Annotated in this window: 31 protein-coding genes and 3 tRNA genes; 33 read left to right on the top strand and 1 reads right to left on the bottom strand. The window is 69.1% G+C overall.

Features of this window, described 5'->3' with window-relative positions; genetic code table 11:
* Window positions 1-1076 precede the first annotated feature (1076 nt).
* From QF035_RS55535 to QF035_RS55375, 32 genes are all read left to right on the top strand, one after another.
* On the top strand, window positions 1077-1448 hold the full coding sequence (locus tag QF035_RS55535) for a hypothetical protein (RefSeq protein WP_143644034.1): 372 nt from the start codon (window positions 1077-1079) through the stop codon (window positions 1446-1448).
* 94 nt (window positions 1449-1542) lie between these two features.
* Entirely contained in the window at window positions 1543-1668 is a 126-nt protein-coding gene (locus tag QF035_RS55530; RefSeq protein WP_307532350.1) for a hypothetical protein, read from the top strand.
* A gap of 149 nt (window positions 1669-1817) precedes the next feature.
* A complete protein-coding gene (locus tag QF035_RS55525; protein ID WP_143644033.1) occupies window positions 1818-2195 on the top strand; it encodes a hypothetical protein in 378 nt (125 codons plus the stop codon).
* Window positions 2196-2565: 370 nt separating this feature from the next.
* On the top strand, window positions 2566-3678 hold the full coding sequence (locus tag QF035_RS55520) for a DUF932 domain-containing protein (protein ID WP_307532347.1): 1113 nt from the start codon (window positions 2566-2568) through the stop codon (window positions 3676-3678).
* Window positions 3679-3884: 206 nt separating this feature from the next.
* Entirely contained in the window at window positions 3885-4337 is a 453-nt protein-coding gene (locus tag QF035_RS55515) for a hypothetical protein (RefSeq protein ID WP_307532345.1), read from the top strand.
* A gap of 122 nt (window positions 4338-4459) precedes the next feature.
* Window positions 4460-4723 (top strand): hypothetical protein, encoded by a 264-nt coding sequence (locus QF035_RS55510; RefSeq protein WP_307532343.1) that lies wholly within the window; start codon window positions 4460-4462, stop codon window positions 4721-4723.
* 149 nt (window positions 4724-4872) lie between these two features.
* Window positions 4873-4945: transfer RNA gene (locus QF035_RS55505), tRNA-Leu, on the top strand.
* 38 nt (window positions 4946-4983) lie between these two features.
* Window positions 4984-5220: a hypothetical protein gene (locus QF035_RS55500; protein WP_307532341.1), complete on the top strand. Its 237-nt coding sequence runs from the start codon at window positions 4984-4986 to the stop codon at window positions 5218-5220.
* 95 nt (window positions 5221-5315) lie between these two features.
* Window positions 5316-5390: transfer RNA gene (locus QF035_RS55495), tRNA-Ile, on the top strand.
* A 91-nt stretch (window positions 5391-5481) separates the two neighbouring features.
* Complete coding sequence (locus QF035_RS55490; RefSeq protein ID WP_307532339.1) at window positions 5482-5832, top strand: hypothetical protein; 351 nt, start codon at window positions 5482-5484, stop codon at window positions 5830-5832.
* A gap of 268 nt (window positions 5833-6100) precedes the next feature.
* A complete protein-coding gene (locus QF035_RS55485; protein ID WP_307532337.1) occupies window positions 6101-6961 on the top strand; it encodes a hypothetical protein in 861 nt (286 codons plus the stop codon).
* Window positions 6958-7128, top strand: a complete 171-nt coding sequence (locus QF035_RS55480; RefSeq protein ID WP_307532335.1) for a hypothetical protein — start codon at window positions 6958-6960, stop codon at window positions 7126-7128. Before QF035_RS55485 ends, QF035_RS55480 begins: the two co-directional genes overlap by 4 nt.
* 138 nt (window positions 7129-7266) lie before the next feature.
* A complete protein-coding gene (locus tag QF035_RS55475) occupies window positions 7267-7929 on the top strand; it encodes a hypothetical protein (protein ID WP_307532333.1) in 663 nt (220 codons plus the stop codon).
* A gap of 193 nt (window positions 7930-8122) precedes the next feature.
* Window positions 8123-8488 (top strand): DUF3846 domain-containing protein, encoded by a 366-nt coding sequence (locus tag QF035_RS55470; RefSeq protein WP_307532332.1) that lies wholly within the window; start codon window positions 8123-8125, stop codon window positions 8486-8488.
* A 220-nt stretch (window positions 8489-8708) separates the two neighbouring features.
* A complete protein-coding gene (locus tag QF035_RS55465) occupies window positions 8709-9173 on the top strand; it encodes a hypothetical protein (protein WP_307532330.1) in 465 nt (154 codons plus the stop codon).
* A 177-nt stretch (window positions 9174-9350) separates the two neighbouring features.
* A tRNA-OTHER gene (locus QF035_RS55460) sits at window positions 9351-9422 on the top strand.
* Window positions 9423-9474: 52 nt separating this feature from the next.
* Complete coding sequence (locus tag QF035_RS55455; RefSeq protein ID WP_307532328.1) at window positions 9475-9789, top strand: hypothetical protein; 315 nt, start codon at window positions 9475-9477, stop codon at window positions 9787-9789.
* Between the two features lie 65 nt (window positions 9790-9854).
* A complete protein-coding gene (locus QF035_RS55450) occupies window positions 9855-11429 on the top strand; it encodes a ParB/RepB/Spo0J family partition protein (RefSeq protein WP_307532326.1) in 1575 nt (524 codons plus the stop codon).
* Between the two features lie 434 nt (window positions 11430-11863).
* Window positions 11864-12487 (top strand): cell envelope biogenesis protein OmpA, encoded by a 624-nt coding sequence (locus QF035_RS55445; RefSeq protein WP_307532324.1) that lies wholly within the window; start codon window positions 11864-11866, stop codon window positions 12485-12487.
* Window positions 12488-12871: 384 nt separating this feature from the next.
* Entirely contained in the window at window positions 12872-13924 is a 1053-nt protein-coding gene (locus QF035_RS55440) for an N-6 DNA methylase (protein WP_307532322.1), read from the top strand.
* 2 nt (window positions 13925-13926) lie between these two features.
* Window positions 13927-14163: a hypothetical protein gene (locus tag QF035_RS55435; RefSeq protein WP_307532319.1), complete on the top strand. Its 237-nt coding sequence runs from the start codon at window positions 13927-13929 to the stop codon at window positions 14161-14163.
* 362 nt (window positions 14164-14525) lie between these two features.
* Window positions 14526-16649 carry a hypothetical protein gene (locus QF035_RS55430; RefSeq protein WP_307532317.1) on the top strand — a complete coding sequence of 708 codons (2124 nt, stop codon included), beginning with the start codon at window positions 14526-14528 and terminating at the stop codon, window positions 16647-16649.
* Between the two features lie 345 nt (window positions 16650-16994).
* Window positions 16995-17486, top strand: a complete 492-nt coding sequence (ssb, locus tag QF035_RS55425; RefSeq protein WP_307532315.1) for a single-stranded DNA-binding protein — start codon at window positions 16995-16997, stop codon at window positions 17484-17486.
* Between the two features lie 18 nt (window positions 17487-17504).
* Window positions 17505-18446, top strand: a complete 942-nt coding sequence (locus QF035_RS55420) for an ATP-binding protein (protein WP_307532313.1) — start codon at window positions 17505-17507, stop codon at window positions 18444-18446.
* A 17-nt stretch (window positions 18447-18463) separates the two neighbouring features.
* Window positions 18464-18769 carry a hypothetical protein gene (locus tag QF035_RS55415; protein WP_307532311.1) on the top strand — a complete coding sequence of 102 codons (306 nt, stop codon included), beginning with the start codon at window positions 18464-18466 and terminating at the stop codon, window positions 18767-18769.
* Window positions 18770-18773: 4 nt separating this feature from the next.
* Window positions 18774-19046: a hypothetical protein gene (locus QF035_RS55410; RefSeq protein WP_307532309.1), complete on the top strand. Its 273-nt coding sequence runs from the start codon at window positions 18774-18776 to the stop codon at window positions 19044-19046.
* Window positions 19047-19148: 102 nt separating this feature from the next.
* Window positions 19149-19730 (top strand): WhiB family transcriptional regulator, encoded by a 582-nt coding sequence (locus tag QF035_RS55405; RefSeq protein WP_307532307.1) that lies wholly within the window; start codon window positions 19149-19151, stop codon window positions 19728-19730.
* Window positions 19731-19761: 31 nt separating this feature from the next.
* Window positions 19762-20814, top strand: coding sequence for a DUF4007 family protein (locus tag QF035_RS55400; RefSeq protein ID WP_307532305.1), 1053 nt, complete (start codon window positions 19762-19764; stop codon window positions 20812-20814).
* Between the two features lie 116 nt (window positions 20815-20930).
* The gene (locus QF035_RS55395) at window positions 20931-21272 is read left to right on the top strand and encodes a hypothetical protein (RefSeq protein WP_307532303.1); all 342 of its coding nucleotides are present in this window, start codon (window positions 20931-20933) and stop codon (window positions 21270-21272) included.
* 110 nt (window positions 21273-21382) lie between these two features.
* Window positions 21383-22264, top strand: a complete 882-nt coding sequence (locus QF035_RS55390) for a hypothetical protein (protein WP_307532300.1) — start codon at window positions 21383-21385, stop codon at window positions 22262-22264.
* 118 nt (window positions 22265-22382) lie between these two features.
* Window positions 22383-22595: a hypothetical protein gene (locus QF035_RS55385; protein ID WP_307532298.1), complete on the top strand. Its 213-nt coding sequence runs from the start codon at window positions 22383-22385 to the stop codon at window positions 22593-22595.
* 368 nt (window positions 22596-22963) lie between these two features.
* Complete coding sequence (locus tag QF035_RS55375) at window positions 22964-23671, top strand: hypothetical protein (RefSeq protein WP_373467059.1); 708 nt, start codon at window positions 22964-22966, stop codon at window positions 23669-23671.
* Window positions 23672-23719: 48 nt separating this feature from the next.
* Here the strand turns inward: QF035_RS55375 and QF035_RS55370 are convergent, their stop codons facing one another.
* Window positions 23720-24280: an SMI1/KNR4 family protein gene (locus QF035_RS55370; protein ID WP_307532294.1), complete on the bottom strand. Its 561-nt coding sequence runs from the start codon at window positions 24278-24280 to the stop codon at window positions 23720-23722.
* 136 nt (window positions 24281-24416) lie between these two features.
* Between QF035_RS55370 and QF035_RS55365 the strand changes: the two genes are divergently transcribed.
* Window positions 24417-24956, top strand: a complete 540-nt coding sequence (locus tag QF035_RS55365; RefSeq protein WP_307532292.1) for a hypothetical protein — start codon at window positions 24417-24419, stop codon at window positions 24954-24956.
* Window positions 24957-24982 lie beyond the last annotated feature (26 nt).

The following is a 24982-nucleotide window of genomic DNA, read 5'->3' as shown; positions in this document are numbered from 1 at the left end:
CGCGGTCTGCTCCGCAGACACGACGCGACGACGCTACGCGTCGTTACCATCGCTTCGCGATGGAGCATTGCGCTCCGCGCAATGCGGCGGAACTCCGTTCCGCCTACCCGGAATCGCTCCGCGATCCGGGTAAATCGGGCTGACACCGAATCAGGACCCGGTACAGGCCTGCTCCGCAGTCCTGTACCGGAGCTGACGCACCCTCCGGGCGCGTCAGGAAAGAGGCTAGCTGGCGACGGGGCGGGTTCGCGTCCCGTCACGGGCCCCCTTTCCGGCTTGAGATCTCTCCTGGTGCGTCAATCTGATACTCGGATAGATTTTGGGATGATGCACAGGTGCCTCTTCCGAGAGTGCTATCTATCCTCCCGCGTTGACTGGGGGGATATTTACGCCCGGGCGAGAACCGCTCTCTGACGGTCTGTCACTATCCTGAGAGCTGCTTCCATTCCATGACTTCTTCTGAATGGTTCGCCTGAACTCCCTTTCAAAACCATAATTTGACCACCCCTCACTCCTCTCTATTCCAAATTATTTAAGAGTGTCGAGCCCACGCCGAGCGAGAACCATCCAGCGCCCGACAGCTCCAGGCACGCCAGGAAAGCCCGTACAAGGCCATCACCCCCGCCCGAGCCCCAGGCTCGGCCTCCACGCTGGCTCAGCGCGACGGCGGAGCCGACGCGCAGCAGAACGCAAAGCGCGCCCGATCCCCGATGCCGTCGCGCCGACCACGCCCGCCCCCGCCCCCTTCTCTTCTTCACACGGGCAGGGAGTAGCGGCAGCAGAGGGGATGTCAGCAGCCAACCACGCGCAGGCGTACGGGCTGAACAGGGGTAATCGTCGAGATGTGGGATGTGTTCAGCATGAGTTGGCGCAGGAGGAGGCGCAGGAGTAAGCGCGCTGTTTGATGCGTGAGTTGTCACAGGGTGACGCTGGATCAGGTTGCGTTTTCCCTGCTCACGGGGGTTGTGATCATGCCGCCATAATATCTAGTATCGAATTAGCAAGTTGCTCCGGGTGACGCCGGAGCAGCCACGCCAAACACGAAGGGAAGCCCCGTAATGGAGGCAGCGTCAGCAGTGCAGCTGATCAATCAGCTGATCTACAAGCCGGGTTGGACGATCGACGCCGACGACCACACTCACCGGTTCGAGGGCACGGTGAAAGTCAGGTTCACATTCCCCGCGCACAGGTCAGAGCGGAACTTGGCGCCGGAAGGCTACCCGGAGAAAATCACCACGTACGCCGAATTCCCCATCGTTGTCGCGGACTGTGACGATGTGGAACTTTACCGCCGGATTCTCGGCAAGATCATGGAAATTGAGCTGCACGAGGCTCGCGAATTCCTCCGAGTTCCGCCGACGTATTGGGCCCCTTTCCACCCGCACCGCGTAGACGGCATGAAGCGGTGGGGTGACTCCCCCGGAGATCTGCTCTACGGGATTTCCTGACAGACGCTCCCGGACGGGGGCCGCATCTCACCTGCGCCCCGTTCGGGAGACCAGGCCCAAACCCCCAATCCCGCACCCAGTCAGCGAGGAAGTCATGAGCCTGAACGTCATCATCCTGTTTGTCGCCGTAGTGGCTTACTACGCGTACAGCAAGGGCCGCGCCCGAGGGCAGAGGGAGAACATCGCCAAGGCAGTTGCCCGCATCATCCAGGGGAAATGATGTTCCCCGCCCCCAAGCCCACCCCCTGAAGTCTGCCCCCTGTTAGAGCCATCGGGCACACGGGGCGGGCCCCGTGTGCCCCCTTGGTTCCGGAGGGGAGCCCCCGCGAGTGATCATCGCGGGCACATGATCGAACTGGAGGCACGATCATGCGACTGGTCAACAGCGAGACCGGGGCGGAGATAGCCCAAGGCGCCCTATTGCATATGGCGTCGGGACCGTCCGCCGGGCAAGCGTGGCGCTTCGAACGGCTCATGCCGCACCCGGACGGGCACCGTGTGCACGTCACGCGGACGCACCCGCGCATGGGGCGCGTTCACCGCGAGTTCCACCCGAGGATTTTCGGCGCCCAAGTTGAGATCGACGTTCGTTGGTACCGGGAGGTTGGGCACGCCGCCCACCACGCATGGGCCAAGGGAAGTGACTATCTCTTGGCTGGTCTGTTCGCCCTCGTGCCGCTCGCTCTCTTCGAGCACTTCCACTGGGCCGGGAAGATTGCCGAGGTGCTCACCCTCGGGGGGCACTGACCACGCGCAGGCTCCGCCGGACGGCCCCGCGCAGCCGTCCGGCGGACCGTCAGGAGGCATCGAGGCCGGCGGGGGCATCGGGCGCCTGGCCGGCCACCGCCGGACCGGGGCCAGGCCCTCGGGGGCGAGCATGGGCCGCCCCCGCCCCCGAGGGCATGCCATGGCCTCACTGTCCGATAGCTGACCAGCGCAGGCACCACGCCGACCGCCCATCGCCCACCGCCCCAACTGCGAGTGCCTGGTAGGGGTTGCTTTTCCGAGGATTTTTATCTAGTATCGAAGTACACCGAGTGGCGCCGGTGGAACGCCGAACAACACGAAGGGAGCCCTTGTGGCTCACGAGACCAACCAGATCACCGCGCACGCCGCGGTGACGGACACCCGCAACGCATCCTTTGAGGACCTGACGCAGATCCTGGAGCGGGACCAGGAGGCCAAGGTCGACATGGTGGCCCCTGCCTCCGCCATCACCTCAGTTGGCGGCAACCTCACCGTGACCGGGGTGGATCCGGTACTGACGCCCAGTGGCGTGACAAGCGCTGATGGCGCCTACCGCCCCACCGCCGTAGCCGACGAGGGGATTGCTGACAAACTGAAGATCCCTACCGCCTACCTGCGCCGTATGCGCGCCGAAGCGGTCGACCTGTACGACCTCAACGTCAATGGCTGGCTTCAGAGGGACCCCACCCGCCGTTTCCTGCTTCGTGCCTTCAAGGGCGAGCCGGGCGTACTGCGTGCGTGGCTTTCCGACGGCTACAAGATCATTGACCATCTGGACATGGCCACCGCCGTACTGTCGGGCATCCGGGAGTCTGGGCACCCCGTGAAGATCACGGGCGCCGACCTTACGGAGCGGCGCATGATCGTGCGGGTGGAGTCCGAGCACGTCGCAGCGCTTGCTCCCGAGCTGCTGCGCGGGTACCGGTCGCCGTTCACCGGGCAGACGGGTGATCAGTTGCCCGTTGTCTCGGCCGGGTTCGTTCTCACCAACAGCGAGGTAGGCAGCGGCAAGTACGCGATCACACCCCGCATCGTCGCGCGGGTGTGCGGCAACGGTATGACGATCACGAAGGACGCGTTCGGCAAGGTGCACCTTGGTGCCCGGATGAGCGAGGGGATCGTCGAGTTCTCGAAGGACACCCAGGAGAAGAATCTCGCGCTGATCACGGCTCAGACCCGTGACGCCGTCGCAACGTTCATGAACCGCGACTATGTCGAGCGGAAGCTGGCCGACATCCAGCGGGAGGCAGGCCGCGAGATCACCAGCCCGGCCGAGACCGTGGAACTGGTGGCAAAGCAGCTGCGGTTCTCCGACAGTGTGCGCGACTCCGTGTTCAACCACTTCATCAAGGGTGGCCAGACCACGGCGGGCGGGATCATGCAGGCCATCACCGCTACCGCGCAGACCCTCGATGACGGGGATGCGGCCTACGAGCTGGAGGCGCAGGCCCTTTCCGCCATGACCATCGCCGCAGCGGCGTAGCCGTCAGCGAGCCCCGGCGGGAGCGCGGCGGCCTCCCGCTCCCGCCGGAACGGCAGCCTGTGAGCGGCACCTGAGTGCCGCTCACAGGCGCCCGAGCCGGAACCGGCAAGGCTTGACTTCGAGGCCATTATTATCTAGTATCGAATTTAGAGGTTGAGGGGTGACTCCCTCAACTGTCGCCGAAACAACACGAGGGGAAACGCCTGATGGGCGCCAAGAACCTTTCATCCAGCCAGGCCCGGGAACGCCTGGCGCCCGTCACCGCGCACGCCGTGGCCACCGTCACCGATCTGATGCAGACGGCAGGTCCCGGACGACACGTGATCACCACAGTTGTCCGTCCGAGGAACGCAGAGCCCGTCTCCGCCTACGCCTGGTTCGACGTCTTCGGGGAAGGCACTGACGCTCTGTGGAGCGGCGTGTATGCCGATGCCGCCGCAGTCGCAGAAGTCGTGGCTCTCGCCTTCATCGTCGCCACGGGCAGCGTTGTGCTCGGCACGACGTCGCCGACAGGCGAGGAAACCGTACGCGGCTGGGTGGTCGACGGCCAGACGCTCAGGCCGCTCACGGCCGAGCAGGTCCGCAACGCCTTCCACGAAACGCTTGGCCCGGAGACGCCTTCCGTCACCTACCGAACGGCATTCCCGGTTCCGGCATAGCCCCAGTCCAGCGGCCGGTGTCCTCCCCCACACCCGGCCGCTCCCAGGGCCGCCGCCCCGGATCCCCGGTACCGGGGCGGCGGCCCGCCCAAGACCCCGTCAGGGACTCAAGGAACGTGACCATGGCTGACACTGACCCGGTACCGATCACCGACGAGAACGCCGCCGCGCACGCCATCGCTGCCGCCATCCACGACATCACCAAGCAGGACTTGCCGGGCCACGGCCACGAGATCGTCAAGCAGAGGCTGATCCGGGCCGGATCGGTCGTCCGCGCCTCGGTTGCCTACAGCAACGCCCGCAAGACCGGCAAGACCGAACGTGGGGCCGTCCGCGACGCAGCAATCGAGCTCGTCAGGCAATACCGCTTCCAGCACAACCTCTGACCGCCCCCCTGGGTGACCGGCCGACACAGCCCGGCGGTCACATGCCGGGACTGACCAGACCAGCGGCCAGGCGTCTCCCCCGCGCATGGCCGCTCCCAGGGCCGCCGCCCCGGAATCTCCCGGCACCGGGGCGGCGGCCCACCCCCAAAGGGCCCGTAGCTCAGTGGCAGAGCAAGCGCCTTAAAAGCGCATATCGCGCCGGTTCGAATCCGGTCGGGTCCACCCACACCCCGCACCAACCGCCCCGTGACGGAGGAGATATGACCGCCGACGACCACCAGAACACCGCATCCCAGCCCACCGCCCCCAGCGTCGCCCCGAAAGGCAACGAGCGTGCCAGCGCGCAGGAAGTGATCCAATTCGTCATCGCTGAGAAGCAGCTCGCGGACCTGGACGTCGAGATCGACTTCGAGGCGCTCGCCAGGCTCGACGACATGCCCGACGACGAAGCCGCAGCGCTGATCGACGAGACGATGAGACGAATCCTCTTCAGCTGACCAGCGGCCGGGGCTTCCCTCCCCGCGCGCGCCCCGGCCGCTTCCAGGGCCGCGCCCCGCCCTACCGGGGCGCGGCCCCCACACCTCACCACCGAGGTGCTGTAGCTCAGTTGGTAGAGCGCCGGTCTTATAAGCCGTTGAGGTCGTGGGTTCGAGTCCCACCAGCACTACGCGAACCACCCGGTCAAGGGCGTACGCCTCACGGTGGCCACCGCCCCCGACCGGCACCCTCCGCAGACGTTCCCGAAGCCGGAGTTGACCATGCCGAAAACCACCTACCCCCGCACCCCCGCCGAGGTGGCCGCCGCCGTCCTCGACGCCATCGACACCCACCCCGAGGCATTCGACATGACCGCCTGGCTGTCCACGCCGGATGGCAGGTCGCTCGCCCCCGAGACCGAGCCCTCGTGCGGCACAACGATGTGCGGCGGCGGCTGGGTTGCGCACCTCACCGGCTGGACGCTCGGGCCCAGGCGCTACGCCTACAAGGACGGCGTGGACCGCCTGACCGAGGAGGTTGCAGCAGAGGCGCTCGACCTCCCCGACACCGCCCTGTTCCACGGAACCGCCGAAGCGCTCCTCACCCGCCTACGCGAGATCGCCGGACGCTGACTCCCCCGAGCCCCCGGCAGCCGGACATGCGACCCGCGCCACAGCGCACCGACTCGCTTCCGGCTGCCGGGCCCCAACGGTCCCCGCAGGCTGCGGGGACCGACACCGCCGGCCTCCCCGACGCCGTTCCCGCCCCGGCGAGCGGGCGCGGCCAACCGGCCAGCTCGTCACTGGCCGACGATCCGCCGCCCCGCCGACCCACAAGTTGCGCGGGGCGGCGGACCCGCCCACCGCCCCATGTTCCCTCCGACCGCCGGGAGTTCTGATCGTGACCGACGACATCCTCACCATCGACACACCGTCCGGCACGGTGCGCGCCACCCCCCAGCCACGGGGCAAAGACGCCGTCGTGTACGCCCTGACGGGCGCGCTGCGCGGCTGCGTGCACGTGGCCGGCACCCATCATCCGCGCCACTGGGACCAGTTCACCGCGCTGCGCGTGAGTCTGGGCTCCGTCAACGCCATGGAAGCAACCGCGCCGGCCGAGTCCCTGCCGCGCAGGCGCGGCAGCGCGACCAGCTACACCGGTGGCCTGGTGCGGTGGACAGACGCCGATTCCCCGTACCAGCACGCCGCGATGACCCCCGTGGAGTCAACGGCCGGGAACGCCCCTTCCCCCACAACGGGCGAGATCCTCGCCCTGGTCATGCGTGCCTGCGCCGAGGACGTCGCTCACCGGCCCGACCTTCCCCGCCTGCTGGACGCCTCCCGCGAGCGTGAGACCCCCGGCCTGCTGCGCTTCCTCGACTGGTCGATGCGTAGGGGCGAGGCTGAGGCGGCATGCTTCGAGCGCAAGGCTCAGGCCCACCGCCGCGACGCCCGCACCGCCGTCTCCAGCTGGTGGACGGCCGCCCGGTGGCTCACCGCCCGTCCGCACCCGGTCCTGATCTTGGTGCTGATGGACTACCGAGGGTCGCTCGCGCGCCGCGCCGACTACCTGCCCGCCTACGCCGAGTACGCCGAGCGCGCGGCCCGCGAGGAGCGTGATCGCGTCGGTCGACTCCGCGCTGAGATCGCGTCCCTGCGCGCCCAGCAACGGCCGCGCAGGCGAACCCGCCGCCCCGCCGCCCGGCAGGACCCCGCTGTCGATGCCGCGTTGGCCGCGCAGAGCAGGAACTCCCCGGCATGATCAGCTCGCTGCGGCCGTGGCGCCCCGAGGACTTCGACGACACGTGCGAGACCTGCGACGCGCCGCCCGGCCAGTTCTGCCGTCCATGGTGCACGGCCGGATACACCGCCGCCGACGCACGTCGCGAGGCCGAGCGCGAGGCCGAGAAGGCGCGGAGGATTCGGTGACCGATACCCCTCCCGCTGAACAACTCGGGGCCGCCATCCGGGGAATACCCGACCCACTCGCCTTGTTAATCTAGTATCGAACTTGCTTGGAGTGACGTCCTGGCAGGCGCCGAATCCGCACGAAGGGAAGTCTCAGGAATGGGCTACGACATGTACCTCGTACGCGCCCCAGAGGGCGAGGACGCAGCGTACGACGCGGCCAGCAGGCTGTTCGACGCAGCCGTGGAGCACCGCGACGGGCTCGACCTCCCGTATGACCACCCGGAGTACCGAGCCGTGCAAACGAAGGTCAACAGGGCCTACGACGCGATGGAGGCGGTCCGCACCACGCACTTCTACCTGACGACCTGGGCGATGAGCGAGTGCCGGGCGCTCATGGACCACTTCGGCATGCTGATTGCCACGCGGCCACTGGACCGCCCCGCACCCGAGGCGTACGGGATCACCTCCGGGGAGGCCGCTCTCGCCCCGGCATTCGAGATGCTCGGCTTCCCTGTCGACTACACCGGCGACGCGGCTCCGGCGCAGGTCCAGCGGTACCGCAAGGCTCTTGAGGAGCGGCTGTCCTGGGCGCCGCCGCAACCCGAGGGCATCGCGGCCCACAAGCTCGGCGGCGACGAGGGCTGGACCGTCACCCCCGGTGAGATCCATGCAGCTCTCGCAGCGTACGAGACCAGCAGGGCCACGAACCCCGCGCTCCTTTCGGAGGTCATCGAAGACGCCGACTGGTGGCCCGAGTGGATCGACTACCTCAGGCATGCCGCCAGGCACGGCGGGTTCCGCACCTATGGGCCCCCGTGACCTGACGCGTCCTTCGCCGGTCACTGCGACACGGCGCGGGCCACAGACCGGCCGGGCCCGTTCCCTTCGTTTGGGGCCCGGCCGCCCACGGCCCGGCCCGCGGTCGAGCCTCGTGCGGTCGCCCCGCGAACCGCACCCGCGCTCCCGCGCGCCGGGCCGACCACCTCCTCCGCAGCCAGCACGAGAAGCACCCATGACGAGAACCCCCTCCGCCCTGCTCCTGACCTGCGACGCACAACTCGTGGAAATCGACCTGCCGTTCGGCCATGACAGCGAATCCAGCGCCGAGCGCCGCGCAGTGCTGCGCGCGGCCCTGCGATGCGACCGATTCGACGTCGTCGCCCTGACCCGCCAGTGGGACATGTGGATTGACGACGACGGTCTGTACAACCACTCCGTGAATCCCGCCGCAACGGCACTCGCCCGGCGGTTCGGCTACACACACCAGCCCTACCACGGCCCTGTCCTGCTCACCGGAGGGCCCGACGCGGAAGGCAACACCCTCCCGCTGCTGAGGCAGCAACTCATCGGCCTACTGCTCACCTTGGAAGACCTGTGACAGCACCGGGCCCCAACCGCCGGACGCTCCACCAGGACTGTGCAGGCGCCGACGCCCGCACAGTTCCCTCCCGGCCGTGCGCCCACAGCTCCTGCGGGCCAGGCCTTCCACCCACCGACTCACCGAGGGGCTCCCGGCTCGGCGCCGCGCCCTGCCGCCGGCGGACTGCCGAGCAGCCCCAGCCCTCACCTCCGGCCACTCACCCTGCGGAGTACCTGCCATGCACGACCCCACCACCCTGCCCGATCCGTTCGACACCGCAGCCCAGGCCCTCGGGGCTCTGCTGGATGCCCTCGGCCCGGGAAGCCATCACCTGGTGTGCAGCGCCCATACCGCCCTCGGGAGCTACGCCTCCGCCTCGGTGACCGTCGAATGCTCGCCCGACGACCAGGACCAGGCGAACGCCGACTACGAAGGCTGGCTGATGTTCTGTCACCTGCTGGCGCAGACCTCCACCGCCTTCCGGGACGCGACCATCTTCACGCGCACGCACACCACCGACAGCACATCCGTACTGCGCGGCTGGTCCGTCACCGAGGGGTGGCCCCAACCCATGGCAGCCGCCGACGTGTTCGCGGCGTACTGCACCGACCTCGCCACCGGCGACCCGATCCCGCCCGAGCCGGGCACGGACTACCAGGCGGGCACCCCGCTGCCGACCGCTTCAGGCAACAGCGCCAACTGAGCGCCACGAGAACGCCTCGCGCCGCCGAGCCACCGGCCCCATGGTCGCGGTGCGCCACCCTCACCCCGCCCCTCCAGCACCGCCACGAAGAGGAGGTGACCACTTGCATTCAGGGCATTTATTATCTAGTATCGAATAAGACGCTGGCGTTGTCCCGCCGTCGCACCGGCGGCCCAAGCCTGCGTAGCTCAGCGGTAGAGCGGCCCCACTTGCGGGTGGACAGGGGTTCAAATCCCCTCGCAGGCACCAGCCAGCTCCACACACGCTGACCACCATCCCTGTCCGAGAGGAACGCACCGCCATGTCGCGTGCCGAAGACCCCACTCCCTTTCCCACCGGCTGGCCCCAGGCCCGCTATCGCGCCACCCGACGCGCGATGAAGGCGCTCCGGCTCGCCGATCACCTGCTGCGCCGTGGGCTTGCCTACACACCCGCCGACGCCACCAACGAGCTGATCCGCACCGCTGCCGAGCAGACCGGTCACCACCAGCCGTCCGAGACCACGTGCTCGCTCGTACGCGCCGTCCTTGGGCTGCTGCTCTCCCCGACCGAGAGCGACGCCAGCGGACGCGTCATCCGCATGGTCGTCACAGTCGACGACCGCCCCACGGCCTGACCGGCCGACCGGACGGGCCGGGGCATACCCGGCCCGCCAAGCACCACCAGCACAGGAGTACCGCCATGTCCAGCGCCTCCCAGGCGAAGAAGACCACGACGACCCCCGCCAAAGCCGCCTCTGCCGCGACCCCGAAGACCGCGCGGCCGGAGCCGTCGGCCGTCGAAGAAGCCCACGACCAGATCGTCCGCCTCGACCCTGCCCTGATCGTGCGCGACGACTACAACGCCCGGACCACGGACACCGAACCGGACGACGACCTCAAGGCGTCGGTGGGCGAACTCGGCGTACAGGACCCCATCCACGTCCGACCGCTGGAAAACGGAACGTACGGCGCGTTCAAGGGATGGCGGCGCGCACAGGCCCAGCAGGCCGCCAATGCCACGGCCGAGGCCGAGGGCAGGCCCGCACGCAAGATCCCCACGATCGTCCGGGCCGACCTGGTGGGCAACGACGCGATGACGCACCTGCTGTCGCTGATCGAGAACGATCACCGCGAGCAGATGCACGACCGCGACCGGGTCAAGGCCATCGAGACGCTGGCGCTGATCGATGTGAGCGAGGAGCAGCGCGAGACGATGGCCCGCGCCCTGAAGATCAAGCGGGCCGAGCTGCGTGCGGCGCGCGAGGCGGCCCGCCTGGACGACGCCCAGCTCCACCGGGCAAGCGTCCAGGGTTTCGATCTGATGCAGATGGCCGAAATGGCCGAAGTCAGCGACGTCTCCCGGGCCGTTCAGGTGCTGGAGGACGCTCACGCCAAGGATGCTGCCGAGGAAGGCGGCGGGCGCGGTCACTGGGACCAGGCCCTGGCTCGGCTCCGGCAGGCCAAGGCCGACGCCGAAGCCCGGCAGACGGCACTGGAGGCACTGGAAAAGGCCGATGTCCCGCTGCTGCCCGACTACTTCCCGTACGGCACGAAGGACACCTCCCGGCCGCTGACCGAGCTGCGCACGCCCCTGGGCGCGCCGCTCACGGCGGACAAGCACGCCTACTGCTCCGGTCATGTCGCCCGCCTGGATGAGGAGTTCCAGCCCGTCTGGTACTGCTCCGACCCGGCCAAGTACGGCCACAAGCTGCGTCCCGGAGCCAAGCAGGCCAAGCAGGCCAAGCAGTCCATGAGCGAGGAGGAGAAGGAGGCGCGGGCGCGGACCATCGCGGGCAACAAGGCGTGGAAGACCGCGCGGACGGTCCGCAAGGACTTCGTGAGGCGGCTGTGCAAGGGCAAGTCCCTGCCCGAGCCCGTGCGGCAGTTCGCCCTGCGCACGGTGATGAGCCCGCCCTACCTGTTCGCGAAGTGGTGCGAGAAGGGCGAGACCGAGGCCGTCGCCCAGCTCCTCGGGGTCCCGGACCCCAACGCCGACCGGTCCCGGTACAGCCATGAGGGAGGTCCGTTCGACGACCTGGTCACCCGCCAGGGCAAGACCAAGGGATGGCACCAGGTGTTCGCGCAGGTGGCCGCCGCGTTCGAGTACAGCATGCGCGAACCGAAGACGTGGCAGGGCCTCAGCCGCCACCAGGCCGCCTACCTGCTGTGCCTGAAGGCGGAGGGCTACCGGCTGTCCGACGTGGAGGAACTCGCCGTCACCAAGTACCTGCCCCAGCCCGACGACGAGGACCAGGCCGCCGACCTGGCCGCCTGAGCCCTGCCGGGCGCAGCACTCCGAGCAGCAGTGCTGCGCCCGGCCCGCTCGCCTCCCCTCACAGCCAAGGAGTACGTCGTGTCCGACGACATCTGTCCGTCGGGACGACGGCGCTACCCCGACCGCGCGGCCGCTCGCGCAGCCTTCGGAGCCACCCGTGCCCGCGGCAAGTCGACGCGTGGGTACCGCAAATGCGGGATCTGCGACGGCTGGCATCTCACGCCTGAGCGCAACCACCGCCCACGCCGACGCAGACGCGCGCGGACGAAAGGACGGCCGCCGCAGCGCGATTCGGGGGACAGTGCCCGTCCCTGAGCGCCGGTCACAGACGCACCCAGCGCCTGACCGGCCCCCCAACCCCTCACCCTGTGCCTCGGCCGAGTACGCCCCGTGCCCGGCCGAGGCCGATCAACCTGTGAAAGATCGACCTCTCCATGAATCCCGCGATACCCCAGCGGTGTGCACACCGCCCGCTGGCCGGCGGGCTCGTAGTGCCCTGGGGCTCCCTGATCCACAACGGCCATGCCGCTTTCGGGAGCCTCGACGCCGCGCGCGCGTTCCGGGCCTACCGCGACCGCCTGTGCCAGATCTGCGGCCAGGAGTTGGACGAGCGGTGTTTCCTCATCGTCCGTCCGGCCGACCACGCCCGCGGCTACTCGCCCGAACCCGCCCTGCACCCGGAGTGCCTGCCCTACGCGGCCGCGCACTGCCCGATGCTCAACGGCACTGCAACGCACTACCGCCGAGCTCCGGTACTGGCCAACCACCCCGCTGGAAGACCCTGCACCGATCCATCGTGCCCCTGCCCGTCACGCGACCCTGACCAAGGCCATGCCTCCCGCAGCGGCAGTACCGCCGACCGGTACGAGGCCTGGATGATCTCCACCGCCGACTACCGCCTCGTCGCGCAACCGGACGCTCCTGGTGTGCCAGCGGGCATCAGCCTCGGTGTCCCGATCCGGCGCAAGCGCCTCCTGCGCGAGGCCGCCCTGCCAGAGGACGCGGCGCAGTTGCTTGAGCTGCTGCGCAGTGCGCTCGACCTGGAGGGCGACGGATGAGCCCGCCCCGCCTCCAGCCGGCACAGGACCGCGCCGCGGCCTCGCCCGACATGCGGTAGCCCTCCGCCTGTCGCGTGGGGGAACTCACCGTCGCCACGTACCTGCCCCGGACCGCCGACGAGGACCAGGCCGTCGACCTGGCTGCACGACCCGCCCGTGCACGCAGACGCCCGGGCGGCCGCCGGAGCAGGCCGCAGTGCTGCGACGCCCCGGCGCCCGTGGCACCTGACCGCAGGCCCCTCTCCCCCAGGAGGCCGGCCTCCCCTTCCTGCTACCGCCCGCCTGGTCCCGCGTCCTGCTGTCTCTGCCTCCCCCGCGAACCGGCGTTGCTCACCCGCCCCCGCGCCGTCGCGACCTCCTGCCTGCATGCCCGAGGAGTAACCCATGCAACTCGACCTGTTCGCCCCCGATGAGCCGCCCGAGCCCGATCCCAGCCAGCCGCGGATCCACCTGAGCTCAGCCGACACCGCTCCCCCGCGCCCGGAACGTGCGGCAGTTACTCCGGCGCTCACTGCGGCCCGCCGTAAGCGCACCCGGACGCGCGGCCTGTCGCCGACGCATCTCGCCCTGGACGTGGCAGAGAAGGTGGCCCCCACCTGGCACCGCAACCGAATCGACTCCCTCATGGAGGTACCGGTCGGCGTCGTCGCCGTCCTCTCCCTGCTGCGCCAGACGGACGACGGTCCGGATCTCACGGGACACCTCCTGACCTTCGGCCCGCAGGAGTTGCTCGACCACTACCGGCGCGTGTGGGGTCTCTTGTGGATCAGTCGTCCGGAGCTGGTCGAGTGGGCGCATCCGCTGCGAGGGTGGCTCGACGAGGAGGAGCAGAGCGCGAAGCGGCTCGCTGCCGTCCACGCGGTCACCCGTGCCGCGCTGGAGACCGGATTGCTGGAGCTGACCGCAGATGCGGACCCGTCCTGGCGATCGGAGGCCGACGTGCTCGGCTTCCTCGTCACCGAATTGCGCTCCCGTGGCGCGCGGGAGGCGCTTGGCCAGGTCCATACTCCGCCGGACATGTGTGACCTGATGGTGCGCATGACGTTGTCCGTGGAGGATCTCCCCGAGGGGGCGTGGCTGGGTGAACCGACGGCCGGCACCGGCGGTCTCGTTCGAGCTGCCGCCCAGTACCTGCGTGAGACCGGCCGCGATCCGCGCGCCTACGTGTGGGCCATGAACGATCTCGACCCCATCTCCTCGGCCTGCTGCGCCGTCAATGCGGTGGTGTGGGATCTCGGTCGCCGTGTCCTGATCTCCTGTACCGACACTCTGCATGAAGGCGACGGCACCGAACGGGCCCTCGCGGAGCGCACCGCCGTCTTCGCCCGCCGCAACGAGCTCATCGGGCGCGCCCAGACGATCGCCGCCACCTACGAGGCCGTCGCCGAGGTGGAGGATCTGATCTCGCGCGGCCCCGGCCCAGCAAAGGCATCCTGACCATGCCCTCACCCTCATTCGATCAGGCCACACAAGAAGGGGCCGCGATCGCCGATCTGTTCAGCCGGATCAAGGACATCGAGGAGAGCAGCGGCGACTGGAACGGCGGCGAGGTTGTCGCCGTGCTGTCCCAGTGGTTTTCCGAACTGCATGTCGACGTCGACGGCAGTGCAGATCAGGTGCGGCACCTGCAGCCCGGCATGGAACTCCACCCGCCGGCGGGCCCGCAAGTCCAGTGAGTTGTACGGCAGTTCACGGGCATCCCGAGAGGGGCCATGACGTGCCGATACGCGCCGCCACCGAGGCCCTGACCTGCACCGGATCGTAGCCGCGGTAGGGGATGCGGCCCCGAATCCTCTTGCAATTCCGGGCTGATTTTATCTAGTATCGAAGTAACAGCTTGGACGGGTGCCCCTCCCGCGGGGCAGCACCGATGCGCCGAACGACGGCCGCATACCGGCAGCCCACCGCCGAGCCGCTACGCAAACACACATCCCGTCCGGCAGTGCCCTCAACAGACGCGGCCCTCACCCACCTCTCTTCGGGAAGGGCCGCGCCATCGGGCGCCCCGGGATCACTCGCCCAGCCCGAGGAATTCGTCATGCCCACCTCTGCATGCGCGCCCGCTACCGACCGGCGGCAGACCACTGTTCAACCTCGTCCCGAGCAGGTCAGAGAACTGCCCTACCCCATCGCCGAGGACTACGTGAAGGACTGGACGTCCGAGCGCGCCCTCGTGGAGCTGATCGCCAACGCGCTGGACGAAGACCCGGACACCGAAGTGGCCTGGAGCGACGGGGTTCTGGCCATCCACGACCAGGGGCCCGGCATCCCCCGCACCGGACTGCTCCTGGGCGCCTCCCGGAAGACCAGCCAGCAGATCGGCCAGTTCGGGGAAGGCAAGAAGCTCGCAGCGCTCGTCCTCGCCCGCGACCCGCAGATCGGAACGGTCCAGTTCGACACCGTCGGCTACAGCTTCACGCCCGTCCTGAAACCGAGCACGTACCTCACCGACGTCCCCGGCCTTGACGAAAGCCATCAGAGCCTGGTTCTGCACTACGAGTACTGGTCCACCAACCGGCAGCACGGCACTCTCATCAGCGTCCTCTGCTCGCGGAAGGTTGCCGAAGAAGCCATCAGCCGGGTCCGCTACCTCAGCAACCCCGCCTACCGGCCCCCGCAGGACCACGCAGAGATCATTCTGGACGGTCAGCCGGGACGAATCTTCGTCGGCGGCATCCTCGTCTCCACCGACACCCGGCTTGCCGCCAGCTACGACCTCCCCCTGGCCACGGCCAAGGGCGAACAGAACCGTGACCGCACGATCGTCGACGGAGCCGCACTGGAGACCCACATCCGCAGTGCTCTCGCAGCCAGCACCGACCCCGCCGTCATCGCACGGTTCGTCGACCGCGCGTTGAACGGCCCGCGCCTGTCAGCCGCCGAGACCTACTTCGACTCGGTCACCGACTTCGCCGTCCGCCGCGCCTTCCGCGATCACGCCCAGACCCTGTGGAACGACGACGAGGTCTACCACAATGCTGCGGGCACCGTGGTCGAGGACGAACTTCACCTGCAAGGCCGAGGCGTCACGTGCGTCACCAGCAGGCTGAACCGTCACATGCACGGCGCTCTGATGCGCCTGCTCGGCATCAGGCCCGTACGGGAGGCCGTGGAGCACCATCAGCGCCAGTACCCCAAGACCCAGTGGGTGAAGCACGGCGACGTCTGCGCCGAGCGGCGCCGCACGCTGGACCTGGCCTGTGCGGTCTTCCGCAGCGTCTTCGGCCTGGACTCACTCGGAAAGGTCAGGGTCTACCGGGAGGACGAGGCTTCGGCGCTCTACTGCTCCAGCGGCATCTACCAGGCCGCCACCGACGTGCTGGGCATCAAGGAGAGCACCCTGGATGACCTGGATGAAACGTTGCGCGTGGTGTTCCACGAAGGCGGGCACCGGCGGGCGGCCAGGGAGGGGAACCTCAGTTCATCCGACCGCAGCGAGGGGTTCGAGCTGGCCATGGACACCATGGGCGGCAGCCTCCTGCGGCTGCTCATGACTTCCGAGCCGCACCGCTTCCCGCTCCTCGACGCCGAGGCGTGGCAGCACGTCTCGCTGCCGTCCGGCGCCTACCTGGCCGACGTTTCGGATCTGCACGGTCTTCGCCAAGCGCAGCCGCCCATCACGCAGATCCGCAAGGTCAAGCGCCTGGAAGCCGCCCCCGAGCCGCGCCGTCTGCTGGCCGAACTCTCCGAGCAGCGGATGACTGCCGTCCTTGAGGAACGCGGCCTCCGCACCGCCGGGAGAGCTGTGTCCACCGTCGCCTGGACCACGTCCCAGTGGCGGGTGATCGTGAACCCGAACCCGGCCGGGTACCGCCGCATGTACGGGTTCACCTGCATCCCGGACTACCGCAAGGCGGTGGCACTGGCCGAACTCCTCGGCATCCACGCACCGGTGCTCTACCTCGGACACATCGCCGTCGAAGGCCCCCTCTACAACGTCCGGAAGGGCGCCAGTCCGGCCAACCGCCCGTGGAGGAAGCCCCTGAGTACCCACATGCCGAGGGTCATTTCCGACCTGCGGGCTCTCGGCGGACCCTACGCGGCGCAGGCCGACGCCATCGAGGCCATGTCCCAGGGACGTACGCCCTACGACGCGGAGGGTGCTTGGCTCCGCCCGGTGATCGAGCTGCTGAACGCGGAGAAACAGCGGCTCAACTGCTGAGAGGACAGACCCGACTGCCGCCGGTCCGGGATGTGCGGTCCTTCAAGGGCCGCCCCGGCCGACGGGGCGGGCAAGCAGCCGGCGCCGGTGCGCGCCGAGCGGCCTCCGGGCCAGCACGACAGTGCCTCGCTTTGACCTGTAGAAATCGTCACCTGGGCGGGATGTGATCCGCTTGCATCTCACCCATTTAGTATCTAGTATCGAAACTACAGGGAGATTGACACCCTCCCTGCGCCGAACCACACGAGACAGGAGTGACCCCGTGCCCACACCCGACCCCGTCCCCTCCGCCAGTGGGTCCACGCAGGACGGCGCCCGCCGCCACTTCCGGAGCTGAGGGCCGTCATGACCGGCGAGACCATCGTCACCGTCACCGGAAACCTGGTCGCCGACCCCGAAATCCGGTTCACTGAAAAGGGCACGCCCGTCGCCCGCTTCCGGGTCGCATCAACGCCACGGGTCTACGACCGCAACACAGGCCAGTGGACCGACGGCGAATCACTGTTCATCACCTGCACGGTGTGGCGGCACGTCGCCGAGCACGTCTGCGAGTGCCTCCAGCGCGGCATGCACGTCATCGTCCAGGGCCGCCTGCGCCAGCGCACCTACACCGACCGCGAAGGCATCAAGCGCACCGTGTTCGATCTCGACGCCGATGACGTCGGGCTGAGCCTGCGTCACCGCATCGCCTACACCGACAGCACCCTCCCGACCACGCTGGCCCGACCCGCCGCGCCCGCACCGCCCCAGGCAGCACCTGCCGCAACCCAGGGTGCGCCGGGACACGAGCGACGGTCCCGCCCCCAGCGCCACGGCGGCTGGGCCCGCATCCGCTGACGTCCCTGGAGATCCCCTGTGTCCAGTGGCAGCTCCCTGACCCCGATGCCGGAATTCCGGCCTGCGGTCAAGGAATCCCGACCGGTCCGCCTGGCCTTCGAAGGCCCGTCCGGGTCCGGCCGCACCCTGACCTCCCTGCTGGTCGCCGCCGAGCTCGGCGAACAGGTCGCGCTCATCGACACCGAACGCGGGATGGCAGCCAAGTACGCCGACCGTGTGCCCTTCCACACCCAGGAGTTCACCCGCTACGACCCCAGGTCACTGTTCGCGGCCCTCGCCCGCGCCGCCATGCGCGGCTACCCCGTGCTGATCGTCGACACCTACAGCGCCTTCTGGAGCGGCGAGGGCGGCATGCTCGACAAGGTCAACGGCGAAGCCCGGGCCGGATACGGCGGCAACAGCGCCGGATGGTCGAAGTACCGGCCGGAGGACCGCGCCGTCACCGAGGCCCTGGCCGCCTACCCCGGGCACGTCATCGTCACCCTCAAGGCCCGGACCGACACCGTCATCGAAACCGACACCCGCGGCCGCCAGTACGCCCGCCGGATCAGCGTCCGGCCCGAGCAACGAGCCGACATCGAGTACGACTTCGACGCGGTGGGCACCCTCGGCCCGGTCGCCACCGTGTACTTCGGCAAGAGCCGTATCCCCGCACTGGCCGGAGAGGTCATCGAACAGCCCGGCGAGGACCTCGGCCGCACCATCCTCGCCTGGGCCGACGACGGTGTCCCCAACTGGCCCCAGCGGTCTTTCATCGAGCGCGCCCGCGACCCGGACGCCACGGTCGACAGCCTGCGCGAGCTCTGGTCGGAGATCGTCACCGCCCGCGCTGCGGGCATGGCCGCACTCGACCTCCACGACCAGCCCATCACGCTCGCCGAGCTCGTCTCGAACCGCGGTAAGCAGTTGCGCGCCTTCGACTCCGCGCCCCAGCCGGATCCGCCGGCCCCTGCCGCCTGAACACCCCGGAATACGACATGAACGACACCCCCACCACCGTCGAGCAGCTGACCACCATCCCCAGCGGCCTCGGCCACGACTTCGCCGACACCTGGTGCGGCACCCTCACCGCCGACATCGCCCACCTCCTGAACTGCGAGGAAGTAGACGTCCTCGCCAGCCTGCTGCGCTCGCTCGGCGCCGAACAGGCCGCCGACGAATGGATCGACGCCCACTCCGTGGCCGACGACGAGCCCCGTGACCGCCACTACCGGGACCCGAACGACCCCGCGGCGCTCTCGGCCGACGCATTCCGCTGGCACCCCGGCCTCGAAGAGAGCTGACGCCGTGTCCCACGAACACCCCGTCGCGATGAGCCCCTGCATCAACTGCGGGCGACCGTTCATGTACGACCCGGAGCGTGTGGTGTCGGTCCTGATCGACGCCGAGACCGGCTGGTACCCCGAGCCCGGCCGACGCCATCACGCGGTCCGAGAACCGGCCTGCCACTTCTGTGTCAGGGCCGCGAACGTCGAGCGGCGCAAGCGCGGCCTTCCCCTGGGCTACGAGGGCGACACCTACACCGACCTGATGAGGCGCCTCGCCCGAGGCGAGTGGTGAAGCTGACCCCTCGTGCACCGTCACCCCGCACTCCCCCGGCGTCCCGGACCTGGTCGCCGCCCCACATCGAACCACCCTCACGGCCCTGTTGGAGGGCATCTCATGAGAAGCCGTATCCGTACACGGGATGCTGTCTCCGCACTCGCGGACGAGCGCATTCCCTTTCCCCACACCGAGCACCCCACGCCCTGCCAGGACGACCCGGCGCTGTTCGCCTTCGAAGAGGTCGCCGACCGGCTTCAGCGGACGAAGACCATCGCCAGGGCCAAGCTCGCCTGCTCCGGCTGTCCCGTCGTCCAGGGCTGTCTGAAGTGGGCCCTGGCCAACCCGTCGCTGACTCCCAGAGGTGTGTGGGCGGCAACCACCCCCGGCAAGCGCGGCGCGCTGCGCAACGGGCTCGTGCAGCGCCTCGGTGACGACTGGGTCGGGGTCGTGGCCGACCAGGACCGCCGACGTGAGCAGCAGCAGGCGACACCTGCCGTGCCGCCCACGGTCCGGGAGCAGATGCTCGCCCGCCTGGAGCTGGAGCTCATCCCCACCCGGCCGCAGCCGTACGAGCCGTGGCGTGAACCGCTCACACCCCAGCGCCGCGCCGACAACCGGCGTCTCCTCGAACGCGCGCTCGCTGGCAAGGCCCCGAGGCGTGGCCGCCGTCGGCCCCCGAAACCGCGCAGCGCCCCCTGACTGCCACTCCCCCTTCCCCCAGGAGACTTCGATGCCTACGCCCGCTTTCCCGTCCTACGTCGCACCGGTCCACGCCCGGCACGGCTCCTACTCCCCCCGCTACGGCTGGCTCCTCAAGACGCACCTCGCCGTCCAGGACAACCCACACGTGTTCGCAACGGCCCACGCGATCGTCGAACTCGGCGCCGGCAAGAGCGCGGTGGCCTCCATGCGGTTTTGGTCATCGGCGTTCAAACTCACCGACGAGGCCCGCCATGGGCCCGGAACGCCCAGCAGCGTGACTCCTACCGCAAGGGGCCGGTGGCTGCTCGACGAAGACGGGGCCGACCCCTACCTGGAGCAGGACGGCAGCCTGTTCCTACTGCACTGGTGGCTGCTGGCTCCTCCCTGCCGGGTGCCCGCCTGGTTCTACACCTTCTGCCTGTCGCCGTTCGCCCGACTGGAGCCGGGCTCCCTGCGGGAGGGGATGCTGCGCGCGTCCGCCGCGGCGGACTGGGTTCGGCTTCCCACGGCTGCCACGCTCCACCGCGACATCATGTGCATGATCCGCATGTACACCACAGGCAGCGCCCATGAGCAGCCGCGCACCACGCTGGAGGACCTGGTCGACCGCCCGTTCAGTGCCCTGGCCATGATGAGCGTCGCCCCCGACGGTGCGGTCCACCTGAGCCCTTCGGCCGGCACCAGTGCGCCGACCGCGGTGGTGGCGTATGCCTGCCTGGAGTACGCCTCACGGTCCACGCCCGGCCCGGGCAGTATGTCGTTCGGCCGTCTCCTGCACGACGACGCCGGTCCGGGGCGCGTGCTGCGGCTCCAGCCGCGCAGCCTTCGGCGCGCGCTGCAGGCCGCCGCGGTGCGGCACCCGCAGGTGGGCGTGGCGGACGCCGGTGACGGCACCGAAGTGCTCACGTTCAACTGTCCCCCGCTGGCGCTGGCCTGGGATGTCCTCGACGAGAGCTACGGGCACGTTCGCCAGCGCCTCGGGCTCCACCCCCAGCAGGACGCCTACCGACCCCGGCCAGGAGACGCCCGTCCAGTCGAACAGTTGGCCTTCGGCGAACCGGCATCCCAGGACAGTCGCTGACCTGACCCGCCACACCACCGGCAGCGCGCTGGACATCACGGTTCCCCGCCACAGCATCTTTATCTCGGATCGACTCTGCGTGGTCGCTTCTCGCGGCCGCCTCACGGAGCACCATCATGATCGACCGCCCCAGCGCCCGGGCTGACGTCCCGGAAGTCCTCGACGGCACCACCGTGTTCTGCCCAGATCTGATCATCGGCAGGCATCCCGTCCACGGCGTCCTGGCCGACGGCCACGTCGACGGCGTCACCGTCCTCCTGCTGGAACAGGCCGGATTCGTCTACGACGAGGACCTCGAGGTGCACCGAGTACCCGCCGGTACGTCCTCCGACGCCGAACAGCACTGCGTCCAGCGCGCGATGACCTCGTTGTCCGGCCGCTTGTCCGTCGCCTACCTCTCCGACGACCTGGCCGCCGAGGCCGCCGGGTTCGCGCGCCAGCAGTCCCCGCCGGCCTGACCGCGGGCGCGCATCACCACCTCGCCTCTCACCGCCCCCGGATGGTGCGCCCGCTGCCACCACATCGCCCCAGGCCCTGTTCCTTCTGCACGTTCTTTCGGAGGCGTCACATGCCCACCTTTCTCGAACAGCCCACCTATAGTCTGAGAGGCCCGGACGGTCAGGGCTGGAACCGGCTCAGCCTCAATGCCCACTTCGACCGGCTTCACCAGTGCGGCTGGCAGCCGAGGCGTTTTGCAGCGCTGTTCGAGGCGTTGACCGGCCGTCAGCAGTGGGGCGGGTTCGGGCGCTGCTTCGTCGGCCATCCCGGCTCATGCGGGACATGTCCTGTCCAGCTCCGCCGCCTCGCACGCGAGGGCGGAATCGCCTGGCCGGAGCGGGTGCCGCTGCTCATGGCACGCGTGCGGCCGTGGCCGCTGACTCCCGGAGCCCTCTTCGCCGATCCGGCGTCCGGACGCAGCTCGCTGGAGTTGTCCCCCTGGCAGGGCAGGCAGCCGGTGCTCAAGGCCGGATGGGTGGAGATCCTGAACACCCCGGGCCACACGATCAGCTGGTGCTGGCAGGACGGGCAGGGCGAAGCGTTCTGGCTCGTGCGCGACCACCCCGCCGCAGACGCCGCGGTGGTGCTCAGCAGGAAGCTCGGCACCGGCATGCGGCACGAGCTGTACGGCGGGCCCGGCGAGCCTCGTCTGGCCGTGCTGACCTGCCACGGGTCCTGCGCCCACGAGGCGTACCACCTGCGGCACCTGGCCGCCGACCTCGCCGACCGGCCTGACCGCGCCAGCGCACCCGGACCGGATGACGAGATCCCCGAGCGTCTGCCCGGTGTTCCCCTCACCAGACTCGCGCACGACGGCGGCCGCAGCCTGATCCACCGCGACAGCTCCCGCGGCTACGGCTCGTCCACCGTCCAGCTCAGCTGGGACGTGCCGTTCGACGAGACCACCGCGACCGCCCTCGTGGCCCACACCGTGCGCCTCATGGCCATCTGAGCCGAAGCGCGGAGCCTCAGTTCCATTGGTCGCGCCTCGGTCCCCACCCACAGGTCCCACCGCTACACGCCGCCGTTCCCGTGACCACGCCCGGCCACGGCTCTTGGAGAAGATCCCCATGAAACACCCTGCCGACTTCCTCCCGTCGGTCCTCCCCGTCAGCCCCCACCACGCCGATGTCGCCGGGCTACTGGGGGATCCGGCGACCGACCACCGCGCGTTCGACGGCTATGTCCCCGCCCCGTCCGCCGCCCGCACCGGGCCCTGGACCCCGCGCCCCGTTCACGGCAGGGTGCTCGTCGCGGCCGCGGTCCGTCCGGGCGAGAAGTGAGGCCGCGCCGTGCCCACTGCTGCCGCGTACACGCCGTCCCTGCTCGGCTTCACCACCGACGACGACCTGGACACCGTCATCAACTGGGGTCTGGGAGCAGACTCCACCGCCTACATCGCGCGGATGCTCACCGACCCTGCCGCCCACGGGATCGACCTGGACCGCACCGTCGTCCTCTACATGGCCACCGGCAGCGAGTGGCCTGAAACCCGGCTCCTGGTCGACGAGTTCATGCTCCCGCTGCTGCGCGAGAACGGCGTGCGCTTCGTCCAGCTGGCGCGCAACGGGCACCTCCAGGCCGACGGATTCGCCGTCCTGGACGACTCCCGCCGCCCCGAACAGCTCTTCGCGCGTGGGCCGTGGACGCTGTGGGACGACCAGGAGTCCGTCGGCACGGTGCCCCAGGTGGCCAGCTCGTCGGCAAGGACTACCTCAACCACAACATCCTCCCCGCCCTCTGCCGCAAGTCCGGCGTCCCGCAGACCGACTCCCGCGGTGCGCTGACCAGTCACCGGGCGCGAGCCACCATCGCCACCCAACTCCTCAACGCCCGCGAGCCGTTGACTCTCAATGACCTGCAGCAATGGCTTGGTCACAAGCACCCGGCAAGCACCCGCTACTACGCGGCGATCCTGCAGCGCACCCTCACCGCCGCTTACAGGAAGGCCGACTACTTCGCCCGCAACGTCCGTACCATCCAGGTCCTCATCGACCGCGAATCCATCCTCACCGGAGCCGCCGCAGGCGGCGAACAGCCCTGGAAGTACTACGACCTGGGCGAGGGCTACTGCAGCTACGACTTCTTCGCCAAGTGCCCCCACCGGCTGGCCTGCGCCCGCTGTCCGTTCTACGTCCCCAAACAGTCCACCCGCGGCCAGCTCCTGGCCGTTAAGGACGGCATCGACCAGATGCTCGAACAACTCGACCTCACAGATGACGAGCGCGAAGCCCTCGAAGGAGACCGCGAAGCAGTCTCCTCACTCGCCGAACGCCTCGCGGACACCCCACCCCAGCGGGCCCCACGCTCAGGGAACTGGGGACGACCGACAGCTTCGTCCCTCTCACTGAGCTCATGAAGTCGATCGGAACTGGAGAGGACCACCACAGGCCGCACTCCTGAAGAGTCACGCAGCGTCATACCAGGGCTTCTTCGCCGCCCAATGGCGGACCCAGCCAGCAAAGCCAGGCTCAGCAGTGGTGAACCCGAACTGCTCACCGAAGGGGACAGCACCGACGTCGCTGATCAGCCAGACGTGCCCTCGGTGAGTTCCCGTGACGATGAGATGCCAGTTCATCGCGCACCCGTCGGTGCCGAGCACGACCGAGCCGTGGTTGTAGACCTGTTCAAGGAGTTCGTCGGCATCCTCGGACTGCTCCGGGTCTTCCTCCCACATCCATGTCTCCGCCAGCGGGAACGGCTTGCTCAGGTCGCGTTCCTGCTCGTCATCGCCCCAGTCGTCTGGCATTTCCGCCACCGACAGCAGTCCGTACTCGGGCGGCCCGGAGTACGAACCGTCCGTTATCTCCGCGACGAAGGTCCGATACGGCTCGGGCAGCACGATCCCGTGTTCTGCCTCGAAGGCATGGACTGCCTCCCAGCCAAGAGCCGACCCGCCTCCGTCATCGACGTCGAAAGCCGCACGAAGTACCGCCAGCTCAGCAGGGTCGGCTTGATCAATATTCATGCGGCATGGATACCACCTCGCTGTGACAACGCCCCGCGCGCTGCAGCACTACCACCTGCCACTTGGCATCTTCCTGCCCCCCAGAAAGGTCACACCCCTGCCTCAATTCTCAATAACTTGTCGCTTCCCCGCCTCCATGGGCGCGCTGCCCGCCCACCTGGAGCGCATGCGCTCCCACCCGGACATCGCCGGCGAGGTGCTGCGCCTGGAGTACACGGCGATGAGCCTCAACCCGAACGCGAAGCCCTACGGCCGCAAGACCCTCCTGGAGCTCTTCGACCCGACCCAGCCGCGGGACCGGGCGTGCCTGGAGGCATTCGAGCGCGAGCTCGACATGCCGTGGGCGCTCTACCACGTGCGCCGCCTGTTCCTGCTGTCCGAGGACGGCAGGCGGCGCCCGGTGAAGCGCTCCACCGAGCGCATCGACCTCGGCCGCCCACACCAGCTCGCCCGGCGGCTGATCTCCATCTCCGGGCGGCACCACGTCGACGCCGCGCACGACCCGGTGTACGGGCGAGCCCAGGCCTGGGCCCGCCCCCGCGCACAGGGCTGGCCGATGGCGGAGGAACTCTTCGCCACCGCCCCCGCCCGCGTGATCAACAAGCAGGACAAGAACTTCGAGCAGAAGTGGCACGCCCTGACCGCGGGCTCGGCCGCCCAACTCCCGCTCGTCTGAACCGAAGCCCCCTCACTCGGAACGAC

This window comes from Streptomyces umbrinus (genome assembly GCF_030817415.1).
GTDB lineage: Bacteria > Actinomycetota > Actinomycetes > Streptomycetales > Streptomycetaceae > Streptomyces > Streptomyces umbrinus_A.
This window is presented reverse-complemented; position numbering and strand designations above follow the sequence as displayed.